Below are 25,171 nucleotides of genomic sequence, written 5' to 3'. Positions count from 1 at the left end.
CCTTTCTGTTCTTGCGCCGGTCAGCGCGGCTGCTCGACGAACGGCAGGAGTTCGTTGCCGTAGCCGAAGTCGAGAGGAAGGGCTATGCCAGGCCCCGCGGGGGCGTGCACCAGGCCCTGGTCGTCCACGTGGCGCTCACGGACAACGTTCACCGAGGTCACCAGGGACTCGTAGTAGGTGGTGTTGGAGATGGCCATGCACAGGTGGTGGTTGGGGATGTCCGAACCGTGCACCTCGGCCCGCAGCCGGAAGGCGTCCGCGAGATGCGCGGTGCGCATGGCGCCGGTGATACCGCCCCGGAGAGTGGTGCCGGCCCGGACACCGAAGGTGGCGGCACCGGCCCGGATGAAGTCCGCCGCGTTCATGTGCGCCCCGTCGGAGGTCTCGGCCACCAGAAGCGGTACGTCCACGGCCTCGGCGAGCCGCTGATAGGCCGAGATGCTGAATTCGCGGATCGGCTCCTCGTACCAGAGGTAGTCGGCCTCGGAGAGGGCCCGCCCCAGCCGGATCGCGTCGGGCAGGTCGAAGCCCGCCGACCCGTCGTACATGAGAGGGACGTCCGGACCGACGTGGTCGCGCAGGGCCAGGCACAGTTCCGCGTCACGGCGGGCGTCGCCCCAGGCGTGCAGTTTGATACCGCGATACCCCAGGGCCAGGCACTGGTCCGCCACGTCGAGGAACTCCGCGACGCTGGAGAACGTCGAGGTGGAGGCGTAGGCGGGGATGGCTTCCCGGAAGCCGCCGAGCAGACGCCAGACCGGCTCGCCGTGGTAGCGGCCGGCCAGGTCCCACAAGGCGATGTCGATGAGGCCCAGGGTGGGGAGCGGGAGTTCGTGGATACGGTCCAGCTCCCACACCCGGTGCCACAGCCATTCCCGCTGGAACGGGTCGGCTCCGACCAGTTCCGCACGAAAGACCCGGTCCACCAGGTCCCGCAGGGTGGAGTAGGCGCCCGGACGAGCGAATACCGACACTCCCTCGGCTCCCTCGTCCGTCCCGATGTGCAGGACCGCGCCGTCGCCCACCGGAGCGCTTCCGCTCAGCCCGTCGCGCCAGCGGAAGGGCGGACTGGCTGCCGGAACATCGATCCGGTGTACCTCGACATGGGTGATCTTCATCCTGGCTTTCGTTTTCTGTACGAGATGTGAAAGGTGTCGGCTCGCAAGCGGAGTGCTCAGAAGCCGCCGTACGCCTGGAGCCCGTAGGCGCTGCCGCCGTTCCCGCTGGAATCGGTGACGGTCAGGCGCAGGTAGCGTGCGGTGACGGGTTTGTCGGCGAAGGAGTGGACGGCTGACGACGAGGTGGCGTCGGAGGTGTGGTCCTCGAAGATGGACCAGGTCGTGCCGTCGGTGGAGTACTCCAGGCGGTACTTGTAGCCGCCGGCCTTCTCGAAGGTGGTCACCACGCTGGAGACCCCGGTGTCCTTGCCCAGGTCGACCCGGATCCAGGACGGGTCGGGCAGGCCCGCGCCCTGTGCCCAGCGGGTGGAGAGATCCCCGTCCACCGCCTTCTCGGGCGCGTAGTCCTTGGAGTACGACGACGAGGCGGTGACCTGCTTGTCCAGGGCCAGGTCGTGGTCGGCCGGCGTGGTGACGACAGCCGCCTTGCCGGGGTCGGAGGCGTTCAGCGCCTTGTCGCGTGCCACGACGGTGAAGGAGTACTCCGTGTCCGCGGTCAGGCCGGAAACCCGCAGTGTCGTGGCGTCGGTGACACCGATCCGCTTGCCGTCCCGGTAGACGACGTAACTGGTCACGCCGGTGTCATCGGTGGCCGCGGACCAGCTGACGTCCACCAGGCCGGGCAGCAGCGGCTTGACCGTGGGCTGTCCGGGTGCCGTAGGGGCCGTGTGGTCCGTGACGGTCCTGGGAGTGCCGTAGACCTGGAAGTCGTAGATGCTGCCGCCGTTCCAGCTGGATCCGGTGACGGTCAGCCGCACGAAACGGCCCGTGACCGGATCGTCCGTGTGGGCGTAGTCGGTCGCCGCCGTGGTGTTCGCGGCGGTGTGGTCCGCGAGTGTCTTCCAGTGGACCTCGTCGGGTGACACCTCGATGCGGTACTTGTACCCGCTGGCCTTCTCGAAGGTCGTGATCGCGCCGTTCACGTCGTACGGCGCACCGAGATCGACCTGGATCCAGGACGGATCGGGCAGGCCCAGGCCCTGGGCCCAGCGCGTGGACAGGTCTCCGTCCACCGCCTTTTCCGGGGTGTTGTTCTCCGAGTACGACGAGGCGGTGAGGGACTTCTTGAGGGCGAGGTCCGTGCCTGAGGGCATGGTGACGTGCAGTGTCGGGCCGGGACCTGACTCGTTGCCGGCGGCGTCACGGGCGGTGATCTGGAAGGCGTACGTCTTCCCGGCGGTCAGGCCCGGAAGGCGCACCGAGGTCTTCCCGGTGGCGCTGATCAGCTTGCCGTCCTGGTGGACGGAGTAGCCCGTGACCGAGGTGTCGTCGGTGGATGCGGCCCAGGTGAGGTCTGCCACCGTCGGGAAATCGGTGACCGCGCTCGGAGTGCCGGGCCTGCTCGGCGCCTGGTGGTCGGCGACGTCGGGGCCCGGGTCGAGGTGGCGGTAACTCGGCTGGAGGCCCGCGTTGTTGACCACGGAGGCCGGCAGTTGGCCGCAGGAACCCACAGTGGTGTTGCCGCTGATGGTGCTGCCCGTGCTGTTGGCCTGGGCGGAGTAGGCGGGCTGGGTGGTGAAGTTGCCTGTGGCGTCGATGTCCATGCCGTGGTTGAGGAACAGCCACTGGTATGCGACGTCGCACAGAGCGTTGCCGGTGTTCGTCCAGTACCGGCTGCCTTCGTCGTGGTAGATCGCGCCGTAGGCGGGCGACGGTATGCCGTGGATGTAGTTGCCGGACACCACGCCGCCGGGGTCGGTGCTGAGTGTGTAGACGGCACCGCCGTCGGCCTGCGACTTCATGATGTCGTAGATCTCGTTGTCCGTGACCTCGGTGTCGCGGCTGGTCGTGGGGGTGTCCCAGATCGGCACGCCCAGATTCCCCGGGGAGTAGTTGCTGTTGCCGCCCTTGTCGGTGAGGCCCCAGCCCCAGCCGACGGAGATGCCGGTGTAGGGCAGGTCGTAGACCTTGTTGTGGGTGATCACGGTGTGGTCGGTGTAGCCGGCCAGGATGCCGATGGAGCCGTTGTACTGGTCGGCGACCTTGGTGACCACGTTGTTGTCGACCCTGGTGTCCTTGGTGATGTCCCGGGAGTCGTCGGGATGAGCGTCGATCACCGCGACCCCGCCGATCTGGATGCCGGTGGCGGCGATCTGGCGGAAGACGTTGCCCGTGATGTCGGAGCCCTGGGTACCGGTGTTCAGGTTGAGCCCGACCGCGCCGAGATGGGTGAAGGTGTTGCCCTCGAAGCCGATGCCGTGGCCGTAGCTGACATTGACGGCGCCGGGCGTCTTCTGCCACTTCAGGCGGGTCGCGTCGAAGTCGGGGTCGTGGCCGACCATCCGGAAGCCGGCCTGGCCCTCGATGAGGCCCTCAAAGGAACTGGGCGCGAGCCAGGTGGAGTAGGAGAAGGTGACGCCTCGGAAGGACACGTTGCTGACCGGGTCGGTCCTGGTGCCGTCGAGGTCCACCAGGTCCTGCACGCGCGGCACGGTGACGGTCGCGGTGGACAGGTCCTGGCCGGCCTTGGGCATGTAGTAGATCTCGCCCTCGCCCTTGTCCAGGTACCACTCACCGGGCGTGTCCAGCAGTTCGCGGGCGTTCTCCAGCCAGGTCGGGTTCTGGATCTCCTGGCCCCGCTGGAGATGCGCGTTGTGCCAACACGGCTGCTGCATCGTCATCTTGTTGTCGGCGATCGACTGCGCGGGGCAGCGCATCAGCTTCCAGCCCCAGGAGCTGACGACCTCCAGGTCCGAGGGACGCTTGTAGGCGTTGAGGCCGGTGTCGGTGAAGGTGTAGCCGGTGGACGTCTTGCTGAAGCCGGAGGGGTTCTTGGCGCTGCGCGCCCGGGTCTCCAGCTCGCCGTCCACATACAGCTGGCGGGTGTCGATGTCGCCCACCTTGGCCTTGTAGACCCGTCCTGCTCCGCCGGCCGGAACCCAGCCGGTTATTCGCTCGCCTCCGCTGATCACCGGATGTGCGCCGGGGGCGGCCTCGTAGACGATCTTGTGTCCGTCGCGGCCGGAGTCCCGGGCGGTCAGGGCGAACGTACGGCTGAGCCGGTAGGTACCGGACATGAGCCGGACATGGATGTCGCCTTTGGCGTTCCGCCTGACGTCGCGCACGTGGTCCCGCGCGTGCTCGAGCGTCCTGAAAGGGTGTGCGGCGCTACCTGAGCCCACGTCCCGGCCGGCTGGAGAGACATAGACATCGATGTCCGGCGGTGGGGGAGCCGCCTGGGCCGGCACGGCAGTCAGCAGGGCTGCCACTGCGGCCACCGAGAAGGCGGCCGTGAAACTTCTTCGCAGCGGCGCGAAGACGCGCCTGCGCGCAGACGGATGAGACACACGTATCCAATCGCCTGAGGGGGGTGATACCTGGGAGTCCCGGTCGTCCACCGGGACTCCCAGGGCGATGGGCGGCTCGACCGCTGTGCTGCGGCACATGCGGGGTCGGCCGGTTCACGAGGCCGCCGCCTCCGCGGACGGCGGTGGAGCCCCGGAGCCGCCGCTCCTCGAAGGCTCCGGGGGCGCCTAAGGGGCCGTGTCGGCGTCGGGACTGAACAGCCGGTCGCGAATCTTCTTCTCGAACTGGCTCTGTGTGGTGCCGATGTGTTCCACCATCAGCCGCTCGGCGAGATCGGCCGCCCCCGCGGCGACCGCCTCCGCTATGGCCACATGCTGACCCGCGGCGACTTCCAGCGATCCGGGCACGTCACCGTGGAAGAGCAGCACGTCGGACTGGGATGCCAAGCGCCTCACACCGGCGACACTCGACCTCAGGAACACGTTGTGCGAGGCGGCGCCCACCGCGTCGTGGAAGGCCGCATCAGCCTTGGCGAAGGTGTCCACGTCGTTCATCGTGGCCGCTGCCAGGGAGCTCTCCGCGCTCTCCCGTATGGCCCGGACCTCGATCGGGGTGGCGAGGGAGGCGGCACGGCGTGCTGTCTCCGACTCGATCACCTTGCGGTAGTCCAGGAGCATGCGGACGTCTTCCATGCTGGTCGGCCGGAAGTGCGAGAGTTCGTCGTCCAGCAGCCCGCCGACCGAGGCGGCGACGAAGATACCGGCGCCCCGCCGCACATTGAGCCGGCCGATGGCGGCCAGGACCTTCACGGCCTCCCGGGTGACGTTGCGGGACGCTCCCAGGATCTGGGCCAGGCCCTGTTCGGTGGGGAGGCGGTCGCCGGGCCGCAGGTTCTCCTGGGCGATGTAGTCCAGCAGTTGCTCCGCGACCAGTTCATACCCCGGACGGTAGGGACGTGACGTCGCGTCATCTGCCTTGCCAGGAGCCTGTGTTGAGTCGCCCAAGGCGAACCTCCCTCTTGCGTCACGGATTAATCTGATTCATTGACGGTGGCCAATATGGCACTGCCGCTGCGAGTTGGGAAGAGAACGGACAGACCTCAGGCGGAAGCCCTGCGAAGACCTCATCAAAACGGACTGAACTACGCACTCCCGTCAGGATGTTGCGCAGAATGGATCCCATCCATAAGGTCCTGCCTGCCAGATGAAGCAGATCCTTCCTCATGCGGTACGCGATGCCGGGCGGCCCCTGCACGCGGCGGCCACCAGGACCCGCCGACGGCACGAGCCTCGCCCGAAGTCGCCCCCGGCCCCCGGGGACCGCCTGGAACACCGTGGCCAGTGGGACAAGCGCACCTCCGATGTTCGGGGTGCCGGACTGATCCGCTACTTGGCTGACCGATGAACGCTACCCGCACGAAGGAGACATCGTGGAAGTGGGAATCGGCGGCGGCCGCCGGCCTTGACTGAGACCTCACGTACGCCCGAGCCGTCCGCGGGCCGCACCTCACGCACCGGCCGCCGCGAGGAGGGCGCTCCCGCGCCGCGCTCCTCGCAGTGGGCGCGTGCGCCTTTCCCTCGCCAGTCCTTCTCGACGCTCAAGGACCGAAGCGTGCGTATCGATGCTCATCACCACCTGTGGGATCTGTCAGTTCGCGATCAGCCGTGGACCAGCGACGTGCCCGCGCTGCGCCGGACCTTCACCGCCGCTGAACTCAGGCCGGCTCTCGAACGGAACGCGATCGACGCCACCGTCGTCGTACAGACCATCGCCGTGCCGCAGGAGACACCGGAACTGCTGGCCCTGACGTGCACGGACCCGCAGGTGCGGGCGGTCGTGGGCTGGACCGACCTGACCGAACCCGGCATCGCCGACCGCCTCGCGGAACTGCGGGAGCAACCCGGCGGATCCGCGCTCGTCGGTATCCGGCACGGCATCCAGGACGAGACCGACCCGCAGTGGCCGGCGCGCCCCGAGGTCCGCCGCGGCATCACGTCGGTCGCGGCAGCGGGTCTCGTCTACGACCTTCTCGTCCGCCCCGACCAACTGCCCTCCGCGGTGCGGGCCGTGCGCGAGTTGCCCGACGTCCGGTTCGTGCTGGATCACGCCGGCAATCCCGTCGTGAGTCCGGACGGCCTCGTCTCCTGGACCGCGCTGCTGACGGATCTGGCCGAGTGCCCGAATGTGACGGTGAAGCTGTCCGGCCTGGTCACCCGGACCGGCGGGGACCCGGCCGCGGCTCTGCGCCCCTACGCGGACGTATTGTTCGAGACGATGGGACCGGACCGCCTCATGTACGGTTCGGACTGGCCGGTCTGCCTGCTCGCCGCCGAGTACGACGAAGTGGTGGCCGTCGCCGAATCGCTCACCGAGGAGCTCAGCGCCGACGAACGGGAAGCGGTCTTCGGGACAACGGCCGCGCGCTGGTACGGAATCCCCTCGTGAAGGCCCGCCCGCTCGGTCGTACGAGCGTCCGTGTCAGCACGCTGGGGTTCGGCGCCGCCCCCCTCGGCAATCTCTACGGCCCGATCGACGACTGCCAGGCACAGGCCACCCTCAAGGCCGCCTGGGACGTGGGAGTGCGCTACTACGACACCGCCCCGCACTACGGCCTCGGACTGTCCGAACGGCGGCTCGGCGATGCCCTCGCCCACCGTCCACGGTCGGAGTTCACCATCTCCACCAAGGTCGGCCGACTGCTGGAACCCCACCCGGCACCCACCGGATCCGACCTGACGGCAGGAGGCTTCGCCGTACCCGACACGCTGGTCCGCCGCCCCGACTACTCACGGGACGGTGTACTGCGAAGTCTGGAAGGCAGCCTGAATCGCCTGCGCCTGGACCATGTGGACATCGTCTACGTCCATGATCCCGACGATCATCTGGACGCCGCCCTCGACCATGCCCTGCCCGCGTTGACGGCTCTGCGCGACCAAGGTGTCATCGGTGCCGTCGGTGTCGGCATGAACGCGGTCGCCCCGCTGCTGCGCGTCGTCGCGGAGGCGGAGGCCGACGCAGTGATGGTGGCCGGGCGGTGGACCCTTCTCGACCGCACCGCTCGCCCCTTGCTGGACGCGTGCGCCGAACGTGGGGTCGCGGTGGTGGCCGCCGCCCCGTTCAACTCCGGTCTGCTCAGCCGTCCTCACCCCGCGAATGACGCCACCTTCGACTACGGCCCCGCCTCGGAATCGGCACTGCGTCGTGCTCGGCTCCTTGCCGGGGTGTCCGGTCGACACGGCACCGCACTTCCCCACGCCGCCCTGCGGTTTCCGCTGCGCGACCCCAGCGTGGCCTGCGTGGTCGCAGGTTTCCGTACCTCTGAGGAGGTCGTCTCCGCTGCCCGCTGGGCCACCACCGATCTGACCGGGGAAGCATGGCTGGACCTCGACACGGCAGCCACATGGGCGGCAGAGATCCCGCCCTCGTAAAAGAAGAGGTGCCTGTCGCTCGGCTTCCCGGACGACCTCCATCGGGAAGTCGTCTCTGGTGCGCTCGGCCCGGCGGCCTCAGAATTGGGCGGGTGGACGCAGGGGTGGCGGCAATCCTGGGCTCGGCGGTCGGCGTCGCGGGGACAACGGTCGCGGCGGTTGTGGCAGCGTGGTCGACTCGCTGGCAGGTGCGATCACAGGCTTACTTGGAGCACCACCGATGGCGCCGAGAAGTTCGCCAGGCCGCGTACAGCGCACTGATCACCGAGGCGGTGGCGGCCGAGGAAGGCTTGCGGGGGGCTTGGACAGCGCTGAGTGGCGCAGGTCCCGTGCACCTCGAAGAGGCGATGGAGCGCATCAGGGCGGCCGAGAATCTGGTGAGCGCGGCTCGCCGCGCCGCGTCCACTGTGGCGGTGGAGGGGTCCACGGCGGTTGTCGAGTCCGCGGACGCTCTGACGACGGCTCTCGGCATTGCCTTGTCCGATCTCTTCTCCTGGCACGCCGACAGCCTGCGAGGAGCTGGGACCGACACATGGAGAGACAGGCACGCTGCACACGTGCTCGAAGCCAGGGCGCGGTTGAAAGACTTCACCGGTTCCGCCCGCGCGGCTCTGGACGATGAGCCCTGTTCGGCGGGCTGACATGCTGTCACGGATTCTCATCGCGCACTGCCTGCTTCAGGGCGGACGTTATCGGGCGGATCGTGGTCCAGTAACCGGTCTCGTCCTTGAAAGTCAGCCCCCTGTCCTCCTCCATCGGCCGGGCACCGTATGCCTCGTACACCGTCTCACCATCCAAAGATACGGCGAAGTCGAGGTCCTCTACCCGGCCGAATTCGTAGCGGGCCGTTTCGTAATTGAATACTCGGGCTCGGCCGACGGCCAGCCGCGCGAGAAGGAGGGCCCGCACGGGGTGCCCGGTCCGCGCTTCGTCCGCGACGAATTCACAGCGGAAGGCCAGCAGGGAATCGGGCTCCAGCCACTCTTTTTGATAGGTGGCCGCGGAAAAGAACGTCAGACGCCGTCTCGGTGCCCGGAGTTCGACCGAGACCTGCACCTGGCGCTTTTCCGGGCTGCGGAAGCGGATCTTGCCCTGGCTCAGAAACGGCTTGGTCAGGTCCAGTTGCCGGCGACCAGCACCAGGGCCACCAACAGCAGGATCAAGGCGGTCAGCACTGTGGGAACCATTGCCGCCCGCCACCGTGCTTTTGGGGCACTGGCGACGACCTCCGAAGGCAGCTTCGGAAGCGCCTCGGCCGGCATCGCGGGGTCGCCGACCATGCCGCCCTCAATGAGTACGGCCAGCAGCCCTGGCTTCTGAGGCAGTGTGGTGATGTCTTCGGCGGACGAGACCAGGTTGAGCAGGTGCGCCTGCCCGTCCTCCCCGGACAGCAGCGAGGACAGTCGGGCCAGGAAGGCCGCGTCGGCGCCCGGTGCTGTCCGTCCGGCGATCCAGCGCTCCGTGAGCAGGACGGGAGAAGGGGCGCCGCTGTCCTGCGCGGACGGGACGGACGGGGCGGGGTTCAGGGATGGGGCGGGGCTCAGGGATGCCAGCGCGGTGGCGAGCCGGGCGGTGAGCTCCGCGCGCTCGGTGGTGAGCTCCGAGTGGCGGGCGGCCAGCAGCCGATCCACCTCCGCGCTGGAACACAGACCGTCCAGGAGCTCGGACAGCACCCCGCGGCCCTCCGGGTGACGGGCGATGTCGTCCAGCCAACGTGACGCGAGCGCCAACACCGTGGGCCGGTCCTGCCGGGGCCCCACCGTTCCGGCCGGAGAAGGAGAGCCGTCGAGGACCAGGGTGTAGTAGACAAGGGTGCCCACGGAGTCGGTTCGGGTGGAGGGCACCCCGCTGATCAGTACCCGCCAGCGGCCCTTCGACGTGACGGCGAGCAAGCAGGGACGCTCGGTGGCGGTGAGCTCCGAGTATGTGTCCCACCAGCGGCTTCCTGGTGCGGCGCCGAGGAAGCCGTAGTCCAGTTTGCGCGGCACACCCCGGGTACGAAGATAAACGTGCACGGTAGTCCCTTCGGCGGTCAGCTCAGGTGGTGCAGACGGGGCCCGCTCTCCCGCCCGGCCAGGGCGGTGAGCACGTCGAAGAGCGACTGAGTGGTCCGCTGCGACATGGCGAACAGCCTCTCGTCGGTGGCGGCTGTGTGCCTGCGACGGTTGCGTTCGCCGTTGAAGTTCAGCCACAGGTCGCGGAAGAAGCCCTCCCTCAACTCCGCGTGGTTTCGGGAATTCAGGGCCGCCGTCTGCTTCGCGGCTGTCGTCCGCTCGCTCTGCGCCCGCGCGGTGTCGACCAGTTGCCGGCAGAGCAGGGTGAGGAGGTCGTCCAGTCCCTTCCGGACGATCTGGCCGGGTGGCCGGACCCGGTACTTGGGCACGAGCATCTCGCCGCCGGGAGATCCCTGGGCATGGATCCAGCGGGCCGAGACGAGCTCTACACAGCCGAAGGTATCGATCGGGAGGTAGCGGACCGCCGCGTGCGGGGCCGCGTCCCGGACCGTCTTGAGTACATCGCTGAACTGGTCGACCACCTTGCCCCGCAACGTACCCGCGTGATCCTGGAGACTGCCGCTGTCCGACAGGTACGTCTCGCACTTGACCGGGCAGAACACGATCATCGCGGGCTCACCGGACAGCTCCCGCCGGTTCTTCGCCCATCTGAGTACGGCCTGGTTGATCTGGAATACGGAGAGGTGAGAGGCGAGCAGATGCGCGTGGTCGTCACCGGAGTCCATGAGCAGCACCGAATCGATCGGGAGGATGAGCACGGAGCTGTCGGCGAGGAACGCCTCGCATTCGTTCCATTTCTGCTCGTCCTCGGTGCCTTCGCCGGCTCCTTCCAGCCACGCACCCGGGTAGTCGAGGATGTCGAACCGGATCTGCAGGTCTTGCCCCCGTGCTTCCAGCAGCAGCCGGAACCAGGAAGGATCGCTGGTACTGGGCACGAGGCCCGGCTCGAACATCCGGGCCTTGAGCGCTCCGGAGACCAGGTTGTAGGTGGCGGCCAGCCGGTTCTTGGTGGGCCGGTCCGCGGTGAGCAGGTGTACCGAGGAGTCCTGTGCCAGCTGCTGTTGGCCCTCGGTGAGCAGGCCGGCGATCAGCGTGCTCTTGCCCACGCGGCTGGGGGCCAGCAAGCCGATCTTGTACTCGAAGACCGAGTGTTCGTCCGTCACGGCTGCTCCTCATCGAGTACGTCGGAGATGTCCTGTACAACGCGGAGGACGCGGGCGAAGCGGCTGTTGGCCTCGTCGATCCCCTTGAACTCCGCCGGCCACAGGTCGTTGCGGTACGAACGGACGAACCGCCGGAATTCCATGACCGACGTGCCGGACCGGATCAGGGTGTCCTCGAACTGCTCCACCAGCGCGTGGATGACAGCCGCAGGCACCGCGGCTTCCTGGGACAGCGACTGCTTGATCCGGAACGCCGCCTGCTCGGCAAGGCTGTTGAACAGCTCGTGGAGATGCTCGGCCCCCTCTGCGGTCAGGGGAACCGCCACCTGCTGCATCTGCTCGCCCGTGTTCGGGTGAGTGACCTGGAGGTTCAGCGGGGCGAGCTCGGGGCGTACCCGGGGGTAGAGCAGGGTGCGGTACTCCAGCCGTACGTCCAGCAGACTGTCGACCGCGGAGGCAAGACCCGGGCACGGCTGGGAGGAACGGGCGAACAGTTCGGCCAGCTCGGCGAGGACATCGCGTCCGGGGTGGGCGGAGGGTGTGGCAGTGGCGTCGTCGGAGCTGGAGACACTGTCCGCCTGCCTGCTGTCATTACGCTGGAAAAGCGCTCCGCACTCGGCGGCGAGCATCGCGGCAGTACGGTTCCAGGCGGCGTTGAGGCGTGCCGTGAAGAAGTCGTCCAGGGCCGCGAAGCGGCGGCTGATCTCGACCCGGACCCTGCTGAATTCCGGCCCCGCGAACGCCGCCGAGTGGCCTTCGGTGATCATGCAGGTCAGCGCCTCCTCCCGCCAGGCGTCCGTGCCCTTGCCGAAGCCGTCCTGGATCCACTCGAGTACGCCCTCGTATGCCTTCTCAAGCGCTTCGCCGAAGCCCGGACCTACCATCGAGCCGTGCGCCTCCGCGGCCAGTTCGGCGACCAGCCCGCGCAACCGCCTGGCGACAGCGCTGCGCAACTGCGCGGCCTTGGCGTCGTTGACTTCCTCCGGAACTCCAGCCCGCTGTGCCACCTGGTCCAGCGCCAGACGCAGATCGGTGAGCTGCAGGCGGACACGGTCCCGTACGGATGAGGCCTGGGTGCGGATGCCGGCGAGCACCTCGGCGTCCATGACGGGCAGCCCCTCCGCCATCCGTTTCAACAGGGGACCGAGCACCTCCCGGCCGACCCGCTCCGGGTCGCGTACGTCGGTCTCGAAGACGGTGAAGAAGCGGTCCGGTTCGCCCCCGTTGACATTGCGCAGCAGATCGCCGCGGAGGTTCTCCGCGAGGTGGGGCTTGTCCGGATCGGCGTTGTGCACCAAGTAGGTGAATTCCCCGGTGCTGCGCACGAATCCCCGTACCTCCTCGAGAAGGCCGAGTCCGGCGGTGTCCGTCTCGTCGAAGTACGAGGAGGTGTCGGAGGAACGCTTGACCACCAGCACCGCGTCGACCTCGTTGCGCAGACCCGCGACATGCCGCCGGTCGGCGTCCGCGACCACCTCCCCGAGGCCCGGCAGGTCCACGATGCCGATCCTGGCCACATGCTCATGCGGGAAGGCGCACTCGATGCGGGCCTCGCGCACCGCCGCATAGGCACGTCCCACCCGCTCGCCCGCCTTGGTGATCTCCTCATGGGTCGGGTACGCCACGAACGGCCGCACCTCCTCCAGCGGCACCGTTCTGACACCGCCGGTCAGTAGCGGCTCGTACGACGTCAGGGCACTCTGCAGTTCACGCAGCCGGGTCAGCAGCACCCTGTCCCGGGTGTCCGGCAGGACTTCCGGATAGACCCAGCGGCCGAATTCGGCGACCGTACGCGGCACGGGGGAGAGATCGAGCGCCGCGTGCAGCGGGGAGATCACCGTCGCGAGGAAGCTCTCCGGGCTGTGCATCTCCAACTCGGCCCGCCGCACCGCAGGTGAGTGGAAGATCCGGCTGCGGACCGCGGTGACCGGGATGCCGTGACCGGTCGGAATCTGGTTGTCGTCGAGGCCTGAGATCGACTGCAGCAGGGTGCTCTTGCCCATGCGCGCCGCGCCGCTCACACCGATGTTGACCGTTGCCCGGGTGAAGCGGGAGGCGATCACTCTGAATGAGTCCGCTGCTTGCGCTACGGACAGCTGGGTCTCCGTCAGCTGAGGAAGGGTCAGGGCCGCCACCAGTTCGGCGTCCATGGTGGTGTGCGCCCGCAGATCGGCGAGTGCGTCCGCCAACTCGGCGAGGCGCTCGCCCAGCGTGTGCCAGCGCGCACTTTCGCGTTCCACCTCGGGTAACTGCCGCAGCCGGGCTTGCAGCAGGGCGTCGATTGCTGTCGATATCTCCGACATGTGTCCCCCAGTAGCGCAATGGCACCCTTCACCCCACTGCATACGAGTTAGGTGCGTCACTCCCCATCTGGTAGGCACCGTACCGGTGTGGACGTGCCCCTGCCCGGAGTTCGGTGATTACCGCACGAAGCGGAACAACCCAGGTCCAGACTTCGCGTCCAGCGCTCTGGACATGGTCGGCGCAGCACATCCAGGTGCATCAGCCAAGCGTCGCGTGCACCCCACGCGTCGGCGTTCCGCCGCACGGCCGCGGCGCGTCACGCGCCGCGGCGGGCCCCTGGTGGGGGCCCGCCGCGGTGGGACGGGTAGGTGGGACGGGTAGGTGGGGCGGGTAGGTGGGGCGGGTAGGTGGGGCGGATCGTTACGACCGGAGTACCAACTGACCGTCCGCGTACGGAAGGACCTTGGCGCGCGGCAGGTGTACGAGGACCGCCTCGCCGAGGGGAACTCCCTCCTCCCGCGGAGTCTTGGCCCTGACGAGTTGCCCGGCGACCTCGACCTCGAGCACGCGCTGCGCGCCGTGGTCGCTGACGCTCCGCAGCCGGCCGGGGAAGGTGTTGGGGCCGGGGTCGGTGACGACCTTGACGTGTTCGGGCCGGACGCCGACCTGGACGTCGGTCGTGCCCTGGGGGATGTCCCAGGCAACGGACAGCGTCCGGCCGCCCAGTGCGAAGGGCCTCTCGTTCCGGTCCACGGTCAGGAAGTTCATCGCCGGTGAGCCGATGAAGTAGCCGACGTAGGTGGAGGAGGGCGCCTCGAAGAGCTGCTCGGGGGTGCCTTGCTGTACGGCGCGGCCGTCCTTCATGACGAGCACTTCCTGCGCGAAGCTCATCGCCTCGTACTGGTCGTGCGTCACGTAGATCACCGTGGGCCGGAACTGCTCGGTGATCTCTCGGATCTTGCGCCGCAGCGAGTGCTTCAGCTGCGGGTCGATCACGGTGAGCGGCTCGTCCATCAGGACGGCCGCCACGTCGTCACGGACCAGGCCGCGGCCGAGTGAGATCAGCTGTTTGTCGTCGGCGGTGAGCCCGCGAGCGGGCTGCCTCAGCCGGTCGTGCAGGTCCAGGGCCTCGGCGACCTGCCGGACCTTGGCGTCGATCCTCGCCTTGTCCCAGCGCCGGCATTCCAGCGGGAAGGCGAGGTTCTCGTAGACCGTCATCGACTTGTAGATGACGGGGAACTGGAAGACCTGGGCGATGTTGCGCGCCTTCGTGGGCAGGGCGGTGACGTCGACGCCGTCGAACAGCACCTGTCCCCGGGATGGTCTGACCAGGCCGGACAGGATGTTCAGCAGCGTCGTCTTGCCGCAGCCCGAGGGTCCGACCAGCGCATAGGTCTTGCCGGACTCGAAGGTCAGCCTCAGCGGTTTGAGAGCCCACTGCTCCTCCTCGGCACCCGGCGCGTACGCGTGCCCGACGTCGACGATGTCCAACTGCGCCATGTCAGCGCCCTTCCACTGAAGCGAGATCGTATGAAGGTGTTCGCACGAGCGTCCCCTGCTCGTCGAAGGCGAACAGCCGGTCGGGACGGAGCCGAAGTCTGACCAGGTCGCCGAGGGCGACGTCGTGGATGCCCTCGATCTGTACGACGAAGGGGGTCTCGCCGACGACCACATGGACGAAGGTCTCGGAGCCGGAGATCTCGACGAAGGTGACCTCGCCCTCGACCCCGCTGGAAGCCAGGCCGACGTCGGTGGCGCGCAGTCCGAACTGGTACGTACCGTCGGGCAGGTCGGCCAGGTGCGCGGAGATGTGCGTGGCCTGGAAGCCGGCCACCGTGACCTGACCGCCCTCGATCCGGCCCGCGAAGATGTTCATGGGCGGGTCGTTGATGATGGACGCCACCGTGGTGGTCGCCGGGCGTTCGAAGACCTCCTGCGGGGTGCCGGTCTGGAGGATCCGCCCCTCGTGCATGACCAGGACCACGTCCCCGAGCATCATCGCCTCGGCGGGTTCGGTGGTCGTGTAGATGACGATCGTGTCGCCCTGGTCCGAGAAGAGGGCCTTGAACTCGTCGCGGAGTTGTTCGCGCAACTTGTAGTCCAGGTTCGCCAGTGGCTCGTCGAGCAGGAGGATGCCGGTATCGCGGGCCAGGGCGCGAGCCATCGCGACGCGCTGCTGCTGGCCGCCGGAGAGCTGGGAGGGCTTGCGCTTCTCGAAGTCCGCGAGTCCCACGCTCGCCAGGCTCTGCCGGGCCCGTCGCCGGATCACGTCCCGTGACAGCCCGGCCCGCTTCAGCGGGAAGGCCACGTTGTCGAACACGTTGAGATGCGGGTAGTTGATGAACTGCTGGTAGACCATGGCGGTGTCGCGCCGCCACACCGGCGTCTTGAGGAAGTCGGCTCCCGCCCGGGTCAGCGAGCCGGAGTCCACTTTCTGCAGGCCGGCCAGGGCCCGCAGCAGCGTCGTCTTCCCGGCCATCGTCCGGCCGATGACGGTGTGGAGCCGGCCCGGCCGGAAGGTGGCGGTCACGTTCTTGAGGTGGTCGACGCCGTCGACGGTCAGGCACAGATCAGTGGCATGCAGGTTCATCGGACGGCTCCCGACAGGTTGCCCTTGGACAGCAGACGCTCCACCCAGAGGGCGAGCAGGATCAGCGGTGCCACGCCGAAGAGCGCGGCGGCGGACAGCGTCCACCACGGTGGAATGGAGGAGTTGAGGGCGACGACCGCCTGGGGCAGCGTCTGGACCTCGGTGAAGGTCAGCCGGAAGGCGAAGAAGAAGTCGTTCCAGCCGAACACGGCGCAGAACATCGCCGCCACGGTCAGCCCGGGCAGGGAGTTCGGCAGGATCGCCCGCACGAAGGTCTGGAACGGGGGGCAGCCGTCCAGCATCGCCATCTCGTCGATCTCCCGGGGGATGCCGTTGAAGAAGTCCACCATCACCCACACCGCGATCGGCAGCAGCAGCGCGACCGTCACGATGACCAGGCCCGGGATGCTGTCCAGGAGGCCGCCCCACTGAAGGAGGTAGAAGAAGGGGATCACCAGGACGACGGGCGGCATGATCCGTTGGGAGACGAAGAAGAAGACGATGTCGCTGTTCTTGATGAAACCCAGCTTGAACCGGTACCGGGACAGCGCGTAGGCGGCCAGGGACCCCAGGGCCAGGCTGATGGCGGACGCGGCGATGGTGATGACGGCGCTGTTGACGAAGGGCTGGACCACATCGATACCGCCGGCCCCGCCGAAGATGTTGTGCCAGCCGGTCAGGGTGGGCTTGTACTGCACCCAGGGGATGTAGGTGGGACCGCCCTGGACGGCGTTGGCGTTCTTGAAGCTGGTCGTCATGGCCCAGAGGAACGGTCCCGCGACGAAGCAGGCCCACAGCGCGATCACGGTGTACTTGAACACGGGATAAAGGCGCGACCTCATGAGTCCCCCTTCAGCTTGAAGGCCCTGGTGAGCAGGGCGGCGACGACCGTGAGCGTGACGATCATCAGGACGAGGTAGGTCAGGGACATCGCCCCGCCGTAGCCGGTCTGCTGATCGCGGAGCCCCTGGATGTAGAGGTAGTAACCCGGGGTCTCCGTGGAGGATCCCGGCCCGCCGGACGTCAGTACGTAGACGCTGTCGGAGAGCTTGGACGCCTCGATCAGCCGGATGACGATCGCCGCGACCGAGACCGGTGCCATCAGCGGGAAGGTCACCTTCCAGAAGGTGCGCCAGGTGCCGGCGCCGTCGATCGCGGCGGCCATGAACGGTTCCTTGGGAAGGCTGAGCAGACCGGCCAGCAGCAACAGGAACATGAAGGGGGTCCACTGCCAGACCTCGACGGTCATCAGCGCGACCAGCGCCGGACCCGACTCGGTGAGCCAGGGAATGTTCGTCAGGCCCAGCATCCCCAGCAGATCGTTCGCCGGCCCCAGTGACTCATGGAAGATCGTCTGCCAGATGGCGGCCATCACCACGGGCGTGGTCATCATGGGGACGAGAAAGAGCACCCGCCAGAATCTGCGGCCGCGCGCCTCGCGCCAGACCAGCAGGGCCATACCGAATCCGATGACGTACTGGATCAGGACCGTGCCGCCCGCCAGCAGGATCAGCCGGGTGATGGAGGCCCAGAAACGGCTGTCGTGCAGCATCGCGGTGTAGTTGGCGCCTCCGATGAAGTCCATCTGAGGGTTGCTGACGTTCCAGCCGGAGAAGCTGACCCGGATGGTGAACAGAAGCGGGAAAATGATGATCAGAAAGAGTGTGAGCAGTCCCGGCAGCAGGAACATGCTCTTGTGCCGGCGCAGGCCGTCCATGGTTCTCCTTGCGGAAGGGGGCGGGCGCCCCCGGGTGGCCGGCCGGTCCGGTCCGGCCACCCGGGGCGTCCTGCGGTCGGATCAGGAGTTGTCCTCGAGCGCGACCACGTTGCGATAGGCGCTCTGGACCTTGTCCTTGCCGATCTGACCGGTGATCTTGGACCATTCCCCGGCCACGCCGTCCAGCGCGTCCTGCGGGGAGTCCTGGCCCGCCAGCGCCGCGGCGACGCCGTTGGCCAGCGCGGACATGTACTGGTTGACACCGGGAACGCGCAGGTCGAAGACGCGGTTGCGGCTCTCCTCCATACCGGAGAGCGTCTTCACGTACGACTTGGCGACCTTCGGGTCCCAGCCCAGCCTCTCCCAGAAGCTCGGGTCGAAGTGGGAGTAGCGGTAGGGGTTGACGCCGAACCGGCCGATGGTCAGGTCGAGGGCGGTGTTGGCCTCGTTGCTGAAGAAGCACAGGTAGTCGAACGCCATCTGCTGGTGGCGTGAGGCCTTGGCCACCGCCGAAGTCCAGCCCCAGGTGAAGTAGGGAGCCTGGTTCGCCTTCGTGTCCCACGACTTGGTGGTGCGGTTGTAGACCTCGCTGGACCCGGGCAGTGGCGCCGCCTGCACCTTGTTACGGATCCTGCTGTCGGGCTGCTGGGCCTGGATGAAGGCGTCGTCCCACGAGTACGACATCAGCGTCTGGCCGCCGCCGAAGGAGAAGATCTCGTCTCCCAGGCCGAAGTTGGCGCCACCGGGTGCCCAGGTCGACTTGGCCTTCACCATGTCGTCCAGGGCGCGGACGAAGCCGGGCGTGTTGATCAGCGGCTTCATGGTCTCGAGGTCGAAGAAGACACCGCCCTTGACGTCCGGGTTCTTCACATACGGCGCCGCCCGGCTGATGAAGGCGGAGAACGTCAGATCGTCGCGCTTGGTCACCTCGGCGCTGCCGTAGTTGCGCTTGCCGTCGCCGTCGAAGTCCTTGCCGCTGAAGAACTTGGCGACGTCCTGGTATTCGTCCCAGGTCTTCGGAACTCTCAGCTCTTTGCCCGTGGCCGCCTTGTAGGCCGCCTGCTGCTTGGGGTCGTTCAGCACGTCGGTGCGGACCTTGAGGTAGTGCCGGTCCCCGTCCATGGGGTACTGCACGACCTTCCTGTTCCAAGTCGCCACGTCCATATAGGTACCCGTGACGTCCTTCATGCCGGGAGTGTTCAGATACTTCTTCGGCACCGGCGCGAGGTACGGGGCCAGGTCGCCTATCCACAGCGAGGGGTAGAACATCACGTCGTAGGCGGGCTGGCCCGCCTGAAGGGGCGTGAGGATCTTCTGGTGCAGCTCACCGAAGGGGACGTTGACCACCTCGACCTTCGCCCCGGTGATCTCCTCGAACTGCTTGGCGTGCAGCTGAGTCGGCTCGCCGATTACCGGCACGGCATGGCTGATGATCTTCAGCGTCTGCCCGGAGTAGTCCTTCCGGCTGATCGCCTCATAGCTGCACGGCCCCGGGACGTCCTCCACCTTGGTGTCCGGGTAGTCCTTGCCGTACTTCTCGTAGCTGATCTGCGAGCCGAGCTTGAAGAGCGGGGCCTTGTCCTTCGGCCCTTCCTGTGCCTGGTCCGGGGCGGTGCACGCGGTGGCGGTCAGCGCCGCGACGGCCGCGACGGCGGCGAACCGCTTGTAGGGTCTCGTACGCATGGAAGTGCTCCTTGGACGTGTCAGGGGATCAAGATCGCTCGGCCGCGTACGGCCCCGGTGTCCAGGTCGTCGAGGGCCTGCCGGAAGGAGGCGAGGGGGTAGCGCTGGGTGTGCAGGGTGACCTTGCCCTGGGCCGCCAGGACCATCAGCTCGGAGAGGTCGTTGTAGGACCCGACGAGGTTGCCGATGAAGTTGATCTCCGTGGAGATGACGTCGATCGTCGGCACGTTCAGACGGCCGCCGTAACCGATGACGTGGTAATTGCCGTTGCGGCGCAGGCAGGCCACTCCCGTCTCGACGGCGCCCCCTTCGCCGACGAAGTCCAGGACGGCCTCCGCCCCGTGCCCCGCGGTGAGGTCCCGTACGCGTTCGGCCTCGCTTCCGTCCGCGACGAGCGTGTGGTCGGCGCCCAGTTCCTTGGCCAGCGCGAGGGCCTCCGGGCTGCGGTCGATGACGATCATCTCGACCGGCGACAGGGCCCGCAGCACCTGAATCCCGATGTGCCCGAGTCCGCCGGCGCCGATGACCACGGCCTTGTCACCGGGCCGCAGCACCCGCGCCGCCTTGGCGACGGCGTGGTACGCCGTGAGCCCGGCGTCGGCCAGGGCCGCCACCGAGGCCGGCTCCAGGGACGGGGCGAGGGGCACGATGGAGCGGGCGTTGGTCTTCAGGTACTCGGCGTAGCCCCCGGCGGTGTCGATGCCGGGGAATGCCGAGTTCATGCAGTGCACGTCGTCGCCGGCCCGGCAGGCGCGGCACAGACCGCAGGTCACCAGCGGGTGCAGGATGACCGGGTCACCGACCTTGACGTGGGTCACGGCCTGCCCGACCTCGGCGACCCAGCCGGCGTTCTCATGACCGATCGTGTACGGAAGGGCGACCCCGCTCTTGTCCTTCCACTGTCCTTCGAGGATGTGCAGATCGGTCCGGCAGACTCCGGCGCCCCCGATCTTCACGATCACATCCAGCGGGCCGGTGATCTGCGGGTCCGGTACGTCCACGAGCGCGGGCGGCTCGTCGTACTCGATGACCTGCACGGCTTTCATAGCGGCTCCCTGCGAGTCGGCGGGTGGGTGGTGCGCCGATTACACAGGCCGCCGATCGCAGGGCGATGTCTCAGAATCCGTCCGCGAATGTCTCAATGTGATACACGCCGTAGGCGCCACGCCATCGAGCTGGTCCAATCACTGAACCGAGGGATTGTGACGCGCGCAGTACGGGAGTGTTAATGCCCCGCCAACAACCCGGAAGCTCACTGAGAGCAGCCAGAGAGCTCTACCTGGAAGTCACCAAGGATCCAAGCGCCCGGCCGCTCGTGGTGGCCTCATGGCATCGCTCGATGGAATACCAGGTGAAGTCGGGCAGCCTCGAGGCTCCGTACCTGGACAACCCCAATCTGGACAGCCCCCTCGCAAGGGCCGCGCTGCCGATCCAGGACAGGCTGCACGAGCAGCTCGCCGACGACCCGGTCTCCACGATGATCACGGACCGTAACGGTGTGGTCCTGTCCCGGAAGGTCTCGCACGAGGGCCTGACGACGAACCTCAACCGCGTGCACCTGGCCCCCGGCCATGTGTTCGCCGAGCGCTACGTGGGCACCAACGGCATCGGGACCGCGCTGGCCAGCGGCCGCCCGGTGATGATCGCCGGAATGGAGCACTACGTCGAGGCGCTGCGGGACTTCCACTGCGCGGCCGTACCGATCCTGCATCCCACCCGGCGCACCCTGCTGGGAGCCTTCAACCTCACCACCATCCGCCAGGGCTCCGGCGGCATGCTGATGGCCTTCGCCCGCTCGGTCGCGGCCCAGATCGAGGCCGAGATCGCGGCGATCACCTCGCGGCGCGAGCGGGCTCTGTTCCAGGACTACATGGAGGCGTGCTCCTCGACGCGCCCGGGACCCGTGCTGGCCCTCAACCGCGATGTCGTCATGATGAACGAGCCGCTCAGTGCCGCCGTGACCGGGCCGGATCACTATGCGCTGCTCGATCACGCCCGTGAGATCGCCGACCATCCCCGGCTCGAGGGGACCCGCAGCATCGCCCTGCCCTCGGGACGGGTCGCCGAACTCAGGGTCAGTCGCTGTCGGCGCGAGGACAGTGACGCGGGCGCCGTCTTCCGAGTCCGGCTGATCGGACGGCTCCAGCCCACATCTGCGGGTTCCGCCTCGCCCGCCCGCTCCAGCCTGGGACTGGTGGGCTCGTCCCCGCACTGGCTGCGCGCGGTCGCCGACAGCGAAGCAGCGTTCGTCGCCGGGACCTGGCTTCATCTCCTGGGCGAAGCCGGCGTCGGCAAGAGGACGCTGGTCGCGGCCCTGCACCGGGCCCACGGCGCCGGACGCCGGCTGGAGATGACACAAGCGCCGCCGTCGGATTCACCGGCCGTCACCGAGCGCTGGCTGCACGACATCGGAGAGCTGCTTGTCGTGCCGTCCACCGTGCTCGTCCTGAGCGACGTCCACCTGTTGGGCGACCAGCTGCGGCAGCGGCTGGCGGACCTGCTGGTGCGGCTGGACGGCAGCGCGAGTGGGCAGCTGGTCATGATCTGCCAGCCGTCGATGGTCGGTGCCGACGACCACCTCGACCAGCTCTGTGGCGCCTCGGTGGAGGTGCCTCCCCTGCGTCATCGGTATGGGGACATCGAGCACCTGGCGCGGTTGTTCCTGCGCAAGTACCGGCCGAGCGGCGAGAACACGTTCTCCCCGGATGCGCTGGCCCTGCTTCAGCGATGCCCCTGGCCGGAGAACGTCCGGCAGCTCGAGACGGTGATCCGCGGCCTGGCGCGACGGCCTTCCGGCCGGATGATCCACGTGGAGGACCTGCCGCCGGAATGCCGGGTGTCCTCGCACAAGGTCCTGACCACCATCGAGGCGCTGGAACGCGACGCCATTCTGCGCGGGTTGCTGGACCGCAACTCCAACGTCCAGCGGACCGCGCAGGACCTCGGGATCTCCCGCGCCACGATGTACCGCAAGATGCGCCGCTACGGGATCGTCCCGTCGAGCCTGACGTGACGGGCCGATCCGGCACGTCGGCCGTGGCGCGCGGCGTCTGCCCGGCGTCGCCGCCCGGGCGGCGACGCAGCACGGACCAGGACGGTGGCCCGGCCCCTGTGGCGTGGATGGCGGGCGGGATCCATCGTGGGACGTGCGGGTGGTGGCCGCCACGCCGTGACACCGCGCCCGGCGGGCTGCCGGCCTTGACCGCGTTCAACACGTCACATGGCATCAGCCTGGTCCCCCACCAGGCGTGGGAGCAGGGAGCGACCCACCCGGGTCCGCGTCACGACGGTCGCGGGCCGCGTGCGAAGAACCGGAGTGGACGACATAGGTATCCGATACGAGGTGGTGTCCGGGGTGGAAAAGCGGATGACGGTGCTCAGCGAGAGTGGGGACGATCCGTTCGCTCTGCACCACGCCGCCTCGGTGGTGCTCGACGACCGGGGGACCGTGGTCGGCTGGAGCCGGCGGGCCCAGGAGTTGCTCGGCTACCCGGAGTCCGCGGTGATCGGCCGTCCGGCCTTCGATGTCCTGATCGATCCCGGCAGCCTGCCGGCCGCCAAGGACGCCGCGGCGACGTGCAGGAGGGACGGAGGCTGGTTCGGCGTACTGGCGGTGCGGCACAGCAGCGGGCGGCTCGTGGAGATGGGTTTCCGGGCACGTGCGCTGCTGCGCGGTGACCATGTCCGCGAATGGTTCCTCGTCGGGGCACCCGCGGCGGAGGTCCTCGAGTGGCAAAGGGACCGCGCGGTCCTCGACGGATTGTTCCGCCGGTGCCCGATCGGTCTGGTCGTGCACAGCCCCGAGCTGACGATTCTGCGGGTCAACAGGGCGATCGAACGGTTCACCGGAATTCCGGCCGCCTCCTTTCGGGGAATGCCCACGGGCGCCCTGCTGGTCGCCGAGGACGCGCGGACATCCGTGGACCGGGTCCGCCAGGTGGTGGAGACCGGAAGATCACAGGTCTCCACCGAGCAGTACGCCCGCCTGGAGCGGGATCCGGCACGCGTGCGGGCCGCGTCCGTCTCGGCCTTCCGGCTGGAGGATCCCGCCGGCCGGGTCCTGGGGGTGGCCGAGACGGTCGAGGACGTCACCGAACGCCATCGGGCCCGCCTTCGCCTGGCGCTCCTCAACCAGGCCGGCGCCCGCATCGGATCGACGCTCGACGTGCGGGAGACGGCCCGCGAACTCGCGGATGTGATGGTCCCCCACCTGGCCGACCACGTATCGGTGGACCTGTCGCCACCGGTGATGCGCGGCGAGGAGCCGGCGCAGGCGCCGACGGGGCCCGTCGCACGGGTGGCGGTCCGCGGCGTCGTGGCCCGGCAGCCCGACCTCGAGTACCCGGAAGGGGAGCCGGTGCAGTTCGCACCCGGCACACCGCAGGCCGGCTGTCTGGCCGACGGGCGTCCGGTCCTGGAACCGGTCCTTTCGCCCGACTGGTTCTTGGCAGAACCGCGTCAGGGCGAGCACGCACCGGACCTGTCAGCCCATTCCCTGATCGTGGTGCCACTGGCCGCGCGCGGCCTGGTACTGGGCGTGATGAGCCTGTGGCGATCGCGGCACCCCGAGCCGTTCGAGCCCGACGATCTCACCCTGGCCCAGGAACTCGCCTCGCGCGCCGCGGTCAGCATCGACAACGCCCGACGCTTCACCCAACAGCAGCAGACCGCGTCCACCCTGCAACGCACCCTGCTGCCGAGGACGGTTCCGCACCAGCCGGCCGTCGAAGTGGCCCCTCGCTACCTCCCGGCCAGTACGGCGTCCGGCCCCGGCGGTGACTGGTTCGACGTCATCCCGTTGTCCGGGGCCAGGGTCGCACTCGTCGTCGGCGACGTGGTGGGCCACGGACTGCACGCCGCTGCCACGATGGGCCGGCTGCGTACGGCCGTGCACACCCTCGCCACCCTCGACCTGGAACCGGACGAGGTCCTCTCCCGACTGGACGACCTGGTCAACCTCCTGGCCGCGGAACAAGAGACAGCCGGCGAAGGACCCGCGGGCGAGCAGATCGTCGGCGCCACCTGCCTGTACGCCGTCTATGACCCCGTTTCCCGGCAATGCTCCGCGGCGCGCGCCGGCCACCCCCTACCGGTCGTGACCACACCGGACGGGCAGGCCGGTTTGCTCGACCTGCCTCCAGGCCCACCGCTGGGCCTGGGCGGCCTGCCGTTCGAGGCCCGGGAGATCGAGCTGGCCGAGGGCAGCCTGCTTACGCTCTACACCAACGGACTCATCGGCGAACGCCACATCGACGTCGACACGGGCTTGCAACGGCTGCGCACAGCGCTCACGCACCCGGCGGACCCCTTGGAGAAGACATGCCAGGCGGTTGTCGACTCCCTCGTGCCCGCACAGCCCGCTGACGACATCGCCCTGCTCATCGCACGCACCCGGGTACTGCCACCGGAGAACGTCGCGTCCTGGCAACTGCCGCTGGAGCCGACCGCCGCCGCCCAGGCCAGAGCGCTCGCCACGGCCCAGCTCAGTCAATGGGGACTGGAACACCTGGCGTTCACCACCGAATTGATCGCCAGTGAACTGGTCACCAACGCCTACCGATACGCCGGCGGCCCGGTGACCCTGCGGCTCATCCGTGAACGATGTCTCGTCTGCGAGGTCGCCGACGCCAGCCACACCTCACCCCATCTGCGGCGCGCCCGCACGACCGATGAGGGCGGTCGCGGCCTGTTCCTGGTGGCCCAGATGACCGAGCGCTGGGGCACCCGCTACTCCCGCGAGGGCAAGACCGTCTGGACCGAACAGCCGCTGCTCGGGCTGTGAATCCGGATCATGGCGCGGCGGGAGCCGGCCGGTCACCGCGCACAGCGCATCCCGAAGGCCCGCCTGACCGCCGTTCATGGCGGGCACCGCCCGGCAGGGGGAGGCAGACGAACATCGGTGGTGGC

General features: G+C 68.3%; 18 protein-coding genes. 5 read left to right on the top strand and 13 right to left on the bottom strand.

Translation table 11 applies throughout. The annotated features are described in order from the left end of the window. Positions 1–20: 20 nt before the first annotated feature. The 3 genes from GTY58_RS07475 to GTY58_RS07465 all read right to left on the bottom strand — a co-directional run bounded on the left by GTY58_RS07475 (position 21) and on the right by GTY58_RS07465 (position 5,428). Positions 21–1,118 carry an enolase C-terminal domain-like protein gene (locus GTY58_RS07475; protein ID WP_010982846.1) on the bottom strand — a complete coding sequence of 366 codons (1,098 nt, stop codon included), beginning with the start codon at positions 1,116–1,118 and terminating at the stop codon, positions 21–23. A 56-nt stretch (positions 1,119–1,174) separates the two neighbouring features. Continuing rightward, on the bottom strand, positions 1,175–4,195 hold the full coding sequence (locus tag GTY58_RS07470; RefSeq protein WP_237528734.1) for a discoidin domain-containing protein: 3,021 nt from the start codon (positions 4,193–4,195) through the stop codon (positions 1,175–1,177). Positions 4,196–4,651: 456 nt separating this feature from the next. After that, positions 4,652–5,428, bottom strand: a complete 777-nt coding sequence (locus GTY58_RS07465) for an FCD domain-containing protein (protein WP_010982844.1) — start codon at positions 5,426–5,428, stop codon at positions 4,652–4,654. Between the two features lie 607 nt (positions 5,429–6,035). On the opposite strand from GTY58_RS07465, the gene GTY58_RS07460 reads away from it, so the two are divergent. The 3 genes from GTY58_RS07460 to GTY58_RS07450 all read left to right on the top strand — a co-directional run bounded on the left by GTY58_RS07460 (position 6,036) and on the right by GTY58_RS07450 (position 8,493). Then, on the top strand, positions 6,036–6,869 hold the full coding sequence (locus GTY58_RS07460) for an amidohydrolase family protein (RefSeq protein WP_010982843.1): 834 nt from the start codon (positions 6,036–6,038) through the stop codon (positions 6,867–6,869). Beyond that, a complete protein-coding gene (locus GTY58_RS07455; protein ID WP_010982842.1) occupies positions 6,866–7,852 on the top strand; it encodes an aldo/keto reductase in 987 nt (328 codons plus the stop codon). The genes GTY58_RS07460 and GTY58_RS07455 overlap by 4 nt, the downstream gene beginning before the upstream one ends. 92 nt (positions 7,853–7,944) lie before the next feature. Next, positions 7,945–8,493, top strand: coding sequence for a hypothetical protein (locus tag GTY58_RS07450; RefSeq protein WP_137865273.1), 549 nt, complete (start codon positions 7,945–7,947; stop codon positions 8,491–8,493). A 7-nt stretch (positions 8,494–8,500) separates the two neighbouring features. On the opposite strand, the gene GTY58_RS07445 is transcribed toward GTY58_RS07450, so the two are convergent. The 10 genes from GTY58_RS07445 to GTY58_RS07400 all read right to left on the bottom strand — a co-directional run bounded on the left by GTY58_RS07445 (position 8,501) and on the right by GTY58_RS07400 (position 20,310). Beyond that, on the bottom strand, positions 8,501–8,908 hold the full coding sequence (locus tag GTY58_RS07445; RefSeq protein ID WP_010982840.1) for a hypothetical protein: 408 nt from the start codon (positions 8,906–8,908) through the stop codon (positions 8,501–8,503). 56 nt (positions 8,909–8,964) lie between these two features. Further along, positions 8,965–9,867, bottom strand: coding sequence for a hypothetical protein (locus GTY58_RS07440; protein WP_010982839.1), 903 nt, complete (start codon positions 9,865–9,867; stop codon positions 8,965–8,967). 17 nt (positions 9,868–9,884) lie between these two features. Continuing rightward, positions 9,885–11,030 (bottom strand): hypothetical protein, encoded by a 1,146-nt coding sequence (locus GTY58_RS07435; protein WP_010982838.1) that lies wholly within the window; start codon positions 11,028–11,030, stop codon positions 9,885–9,887. Further along, a complete protein-coding gene (locus GTY58_RS07430; protein ID WP_037646032.1) occupies positions 11,027–13,333 on the bottom strand; it encodes a hypothetical protein in 2,307 nt (768 codons plus the stop codon). The genes GTY58_RS07435 and GTY58_RS07430 overlap by 4 nt, the downstream gene beginning before the upstream one ends. A gap of 361 nt (positions 13,334–13,694) precedes the next feature. Next, a complete protein-coding gene (locus tag GTY58_RS07425) occupies positions 13,695–14,774 on the bottom strand; it encodes an ABC transporter ATP-binding protein (protein ID WP_010982836.1) in 1,080 nt (359 codons plus the stop codon). Position 14,775: 1 nt separating this feature from the next. Further along, positions 14,776–15,864 (bottom strand): ABC transporter ATP-binding protein, encoded by a 1,089-nt coding sequence (locus GTY58_RS07420; RefSeq protein WP_010982835.1) that lies wholly within the window; start codon positions 15,862–15,864, stop codon positions 14,776–14,778. Beyond that, positions 15,861–16,706: a carbohydrate ABC transporter permease gene (locus GTY58_RS07415; RefSeq protein ID WP_010982834.1), complete on the bottom strand. Its 846-nt coding sequence runs from the start codon at positions 16,704–16,706 to the stop codon at positions 15,861–15,863. Before GTY58_RS07415 ends, GTY58_RS07420 begins: the two co-directional genes overlap by 4 nt. Then, positions 16,703–17,581 (bottom strand): sugar ABC transporter permease, encoded by an 879-nt coding sequence (locus GTY58_RS07410; RefSeq protein ID WP_037646033.1) that lies wholly within the window; start codon positions 17,579–17,581, stop codon positions 16,703–16,705. Before GTY58_RS07410 ends, GTY58_RS07415 begins: the two co-directional genes overlap by 4 nt. Before the next feature lie 81 nt (positions 17,582–17,662). After that, positions 17,663–19,264, bottom strand: a complete 1,602-nt coding sequence (locus GTY58_RS07405; RefSeq protein WP_010982832.1) for an extracellular solute-binding protein — start codon at positions 19,262–19,264, stop codon at positions 17,663–17,665. A 20-nt stretch (positions 19,265–19,284) separates the two neighbouring features. Continuing rightward, positions 19,285–20,310, bottom strand: a complete 1,026-nt coding sequence (locus GTY58_RS07400) for an NAD(P)-dependent alcohol dehydrogenase (RefSeq protein WP_010982831.1) — start codon at positions 20,308–20,310, stop codon at positions 19,285–19,287. Between the two features lie 293 nt (positions 20,311–20,603). Here GTY58_RS07400 and GTY58_RS07395 point away from each other — a divergent pair, with 293 nt between their 5' ends. Together GTY58_RS07395 and GTY58_RS07390 are read left to right on the top strand one after the other, a co-directional pair. Beyond that, positions 20,604–22,277: a GAF domain-containing protein gene (locus GTY58_RS07395; RefSeq protein ID WP_237528733.1), complete on the top strand. Its 1,674-nt coding sequence runs from the start codon at positions 20,604–20,606 to the stop codon at positions 22,275–22,277. A gap of 354 nt (positions 22,278–22,631) precedes the next feature. Then, positions 22,632–25,046: a SpoIIE family protein phosphatase gene (locus GTY58_RS07390; RefSeq protein WP_037646037.1), complete on the top strand. Its 2,415-nt coding sequence runs from the start codon at positions 22,632–22,634 to the stop codon at positions 25,044–25,046. Positions 25,047–25,171: the final 125 nt, after the last annotated feature.

This window comes from Streptomyces sp. SID5469 (genome assembly GCF_009862865.1).
Classification (GTDB): domain Bacteria; phylum Actinomycetota; class Actinomycetes; order Streptomycetales; family Streptomycetaceae; genus Streptomyces; species Streptomyces avermitilis.
The sequence above is the reverse complement of the archived record's forward strand: the minus strand, read 5'-3'. Positions and strand labels throughout refer to the sequence as shown.

Excerpts from the sequence above, each read along its gene's own strand:
- GTY58_RS07475 (WP_010982846.1), bottom strand. The coding sequence starts at position 1,118 with ATGAAGATCACCCATGTCGAGGTACACCGGATCGATGTTCCGGCAGCC.
- GTY58_RS07470 (WP_237528734.1), bottom strand. The coding sequence starts at position 4,195 with ATGTCCGGTACCTACCGGCTCAGCCGTACGTTCGCCCTGACCGCCCGG.
- GTY58_RS07430 (WP_037646032.1), bottom strand. The coding sequence starts at position 13,333 with ATGTCGGAGATATCGACAGCAATCGACGCCCTGCTGCAAGCCCGGCTG.
- GTY58_RS07425 (WP_010982836.1), bottom strand. The coding sequence starts at position 14,774 with ATGGCGCAGTTGGACATCGTCGACGTCGGGCACGCGTACGCGCCGGGT.
- GTY58_RS07420 (WP_010982835.1), bottom strand. The coding sequence starts at position 15,864 with ATGAACCTGCATGCCACTGATCTGTGCCTGACCGTCGACGGCGTCGAC.
- GTY58_RS07415 (WP_010982834.1), bottom strand. The coding sequence starts at position 16,706 with ATGAGGTCGCGCCTTTATCCCGTGTTCAAGTACACCGTGATCGCGCTG.
- GTY58_RS07410 (WP_037646033.1), bottom strand. The coding sequence starts at position 17,581 with ATGGACGGCCTGCGCCGGCACAAGAGCATGTTCCTGCTGCCGGGACTG.
- GTY58_RS07405 (WP_010982832.1), bottom strand. The coding sequence starts at position 19,264 with ATGCGTACGAGACCCTACAAGCGGTTCGCCGCCGTCGCGGCCGTCGCG.
- GTY58_RS07400 (WP_010982831.1), bottom strand. The coding sequence starts at position 20,310 with ATGAAAGCCGTGCAGGTCATCGAGTACGACGAGCCGCCCGCGCTCGTG.
- GTY58_RS07395 (WP_237528733.1), top strand. The coding sequence starts at position 20,604 with ATGGAATACCAGGTGAAGTCGGGCAGCCTCGAGGCTCCGTACCTGGAC.
- GTY58_RS07390 (WP_037646037.1), top strand. The coding sequence starts at position 22,632 with ATGACGGTGCTCAGCGAGAGTGGGGACGATCCGTTCGCTCTGCACCAC.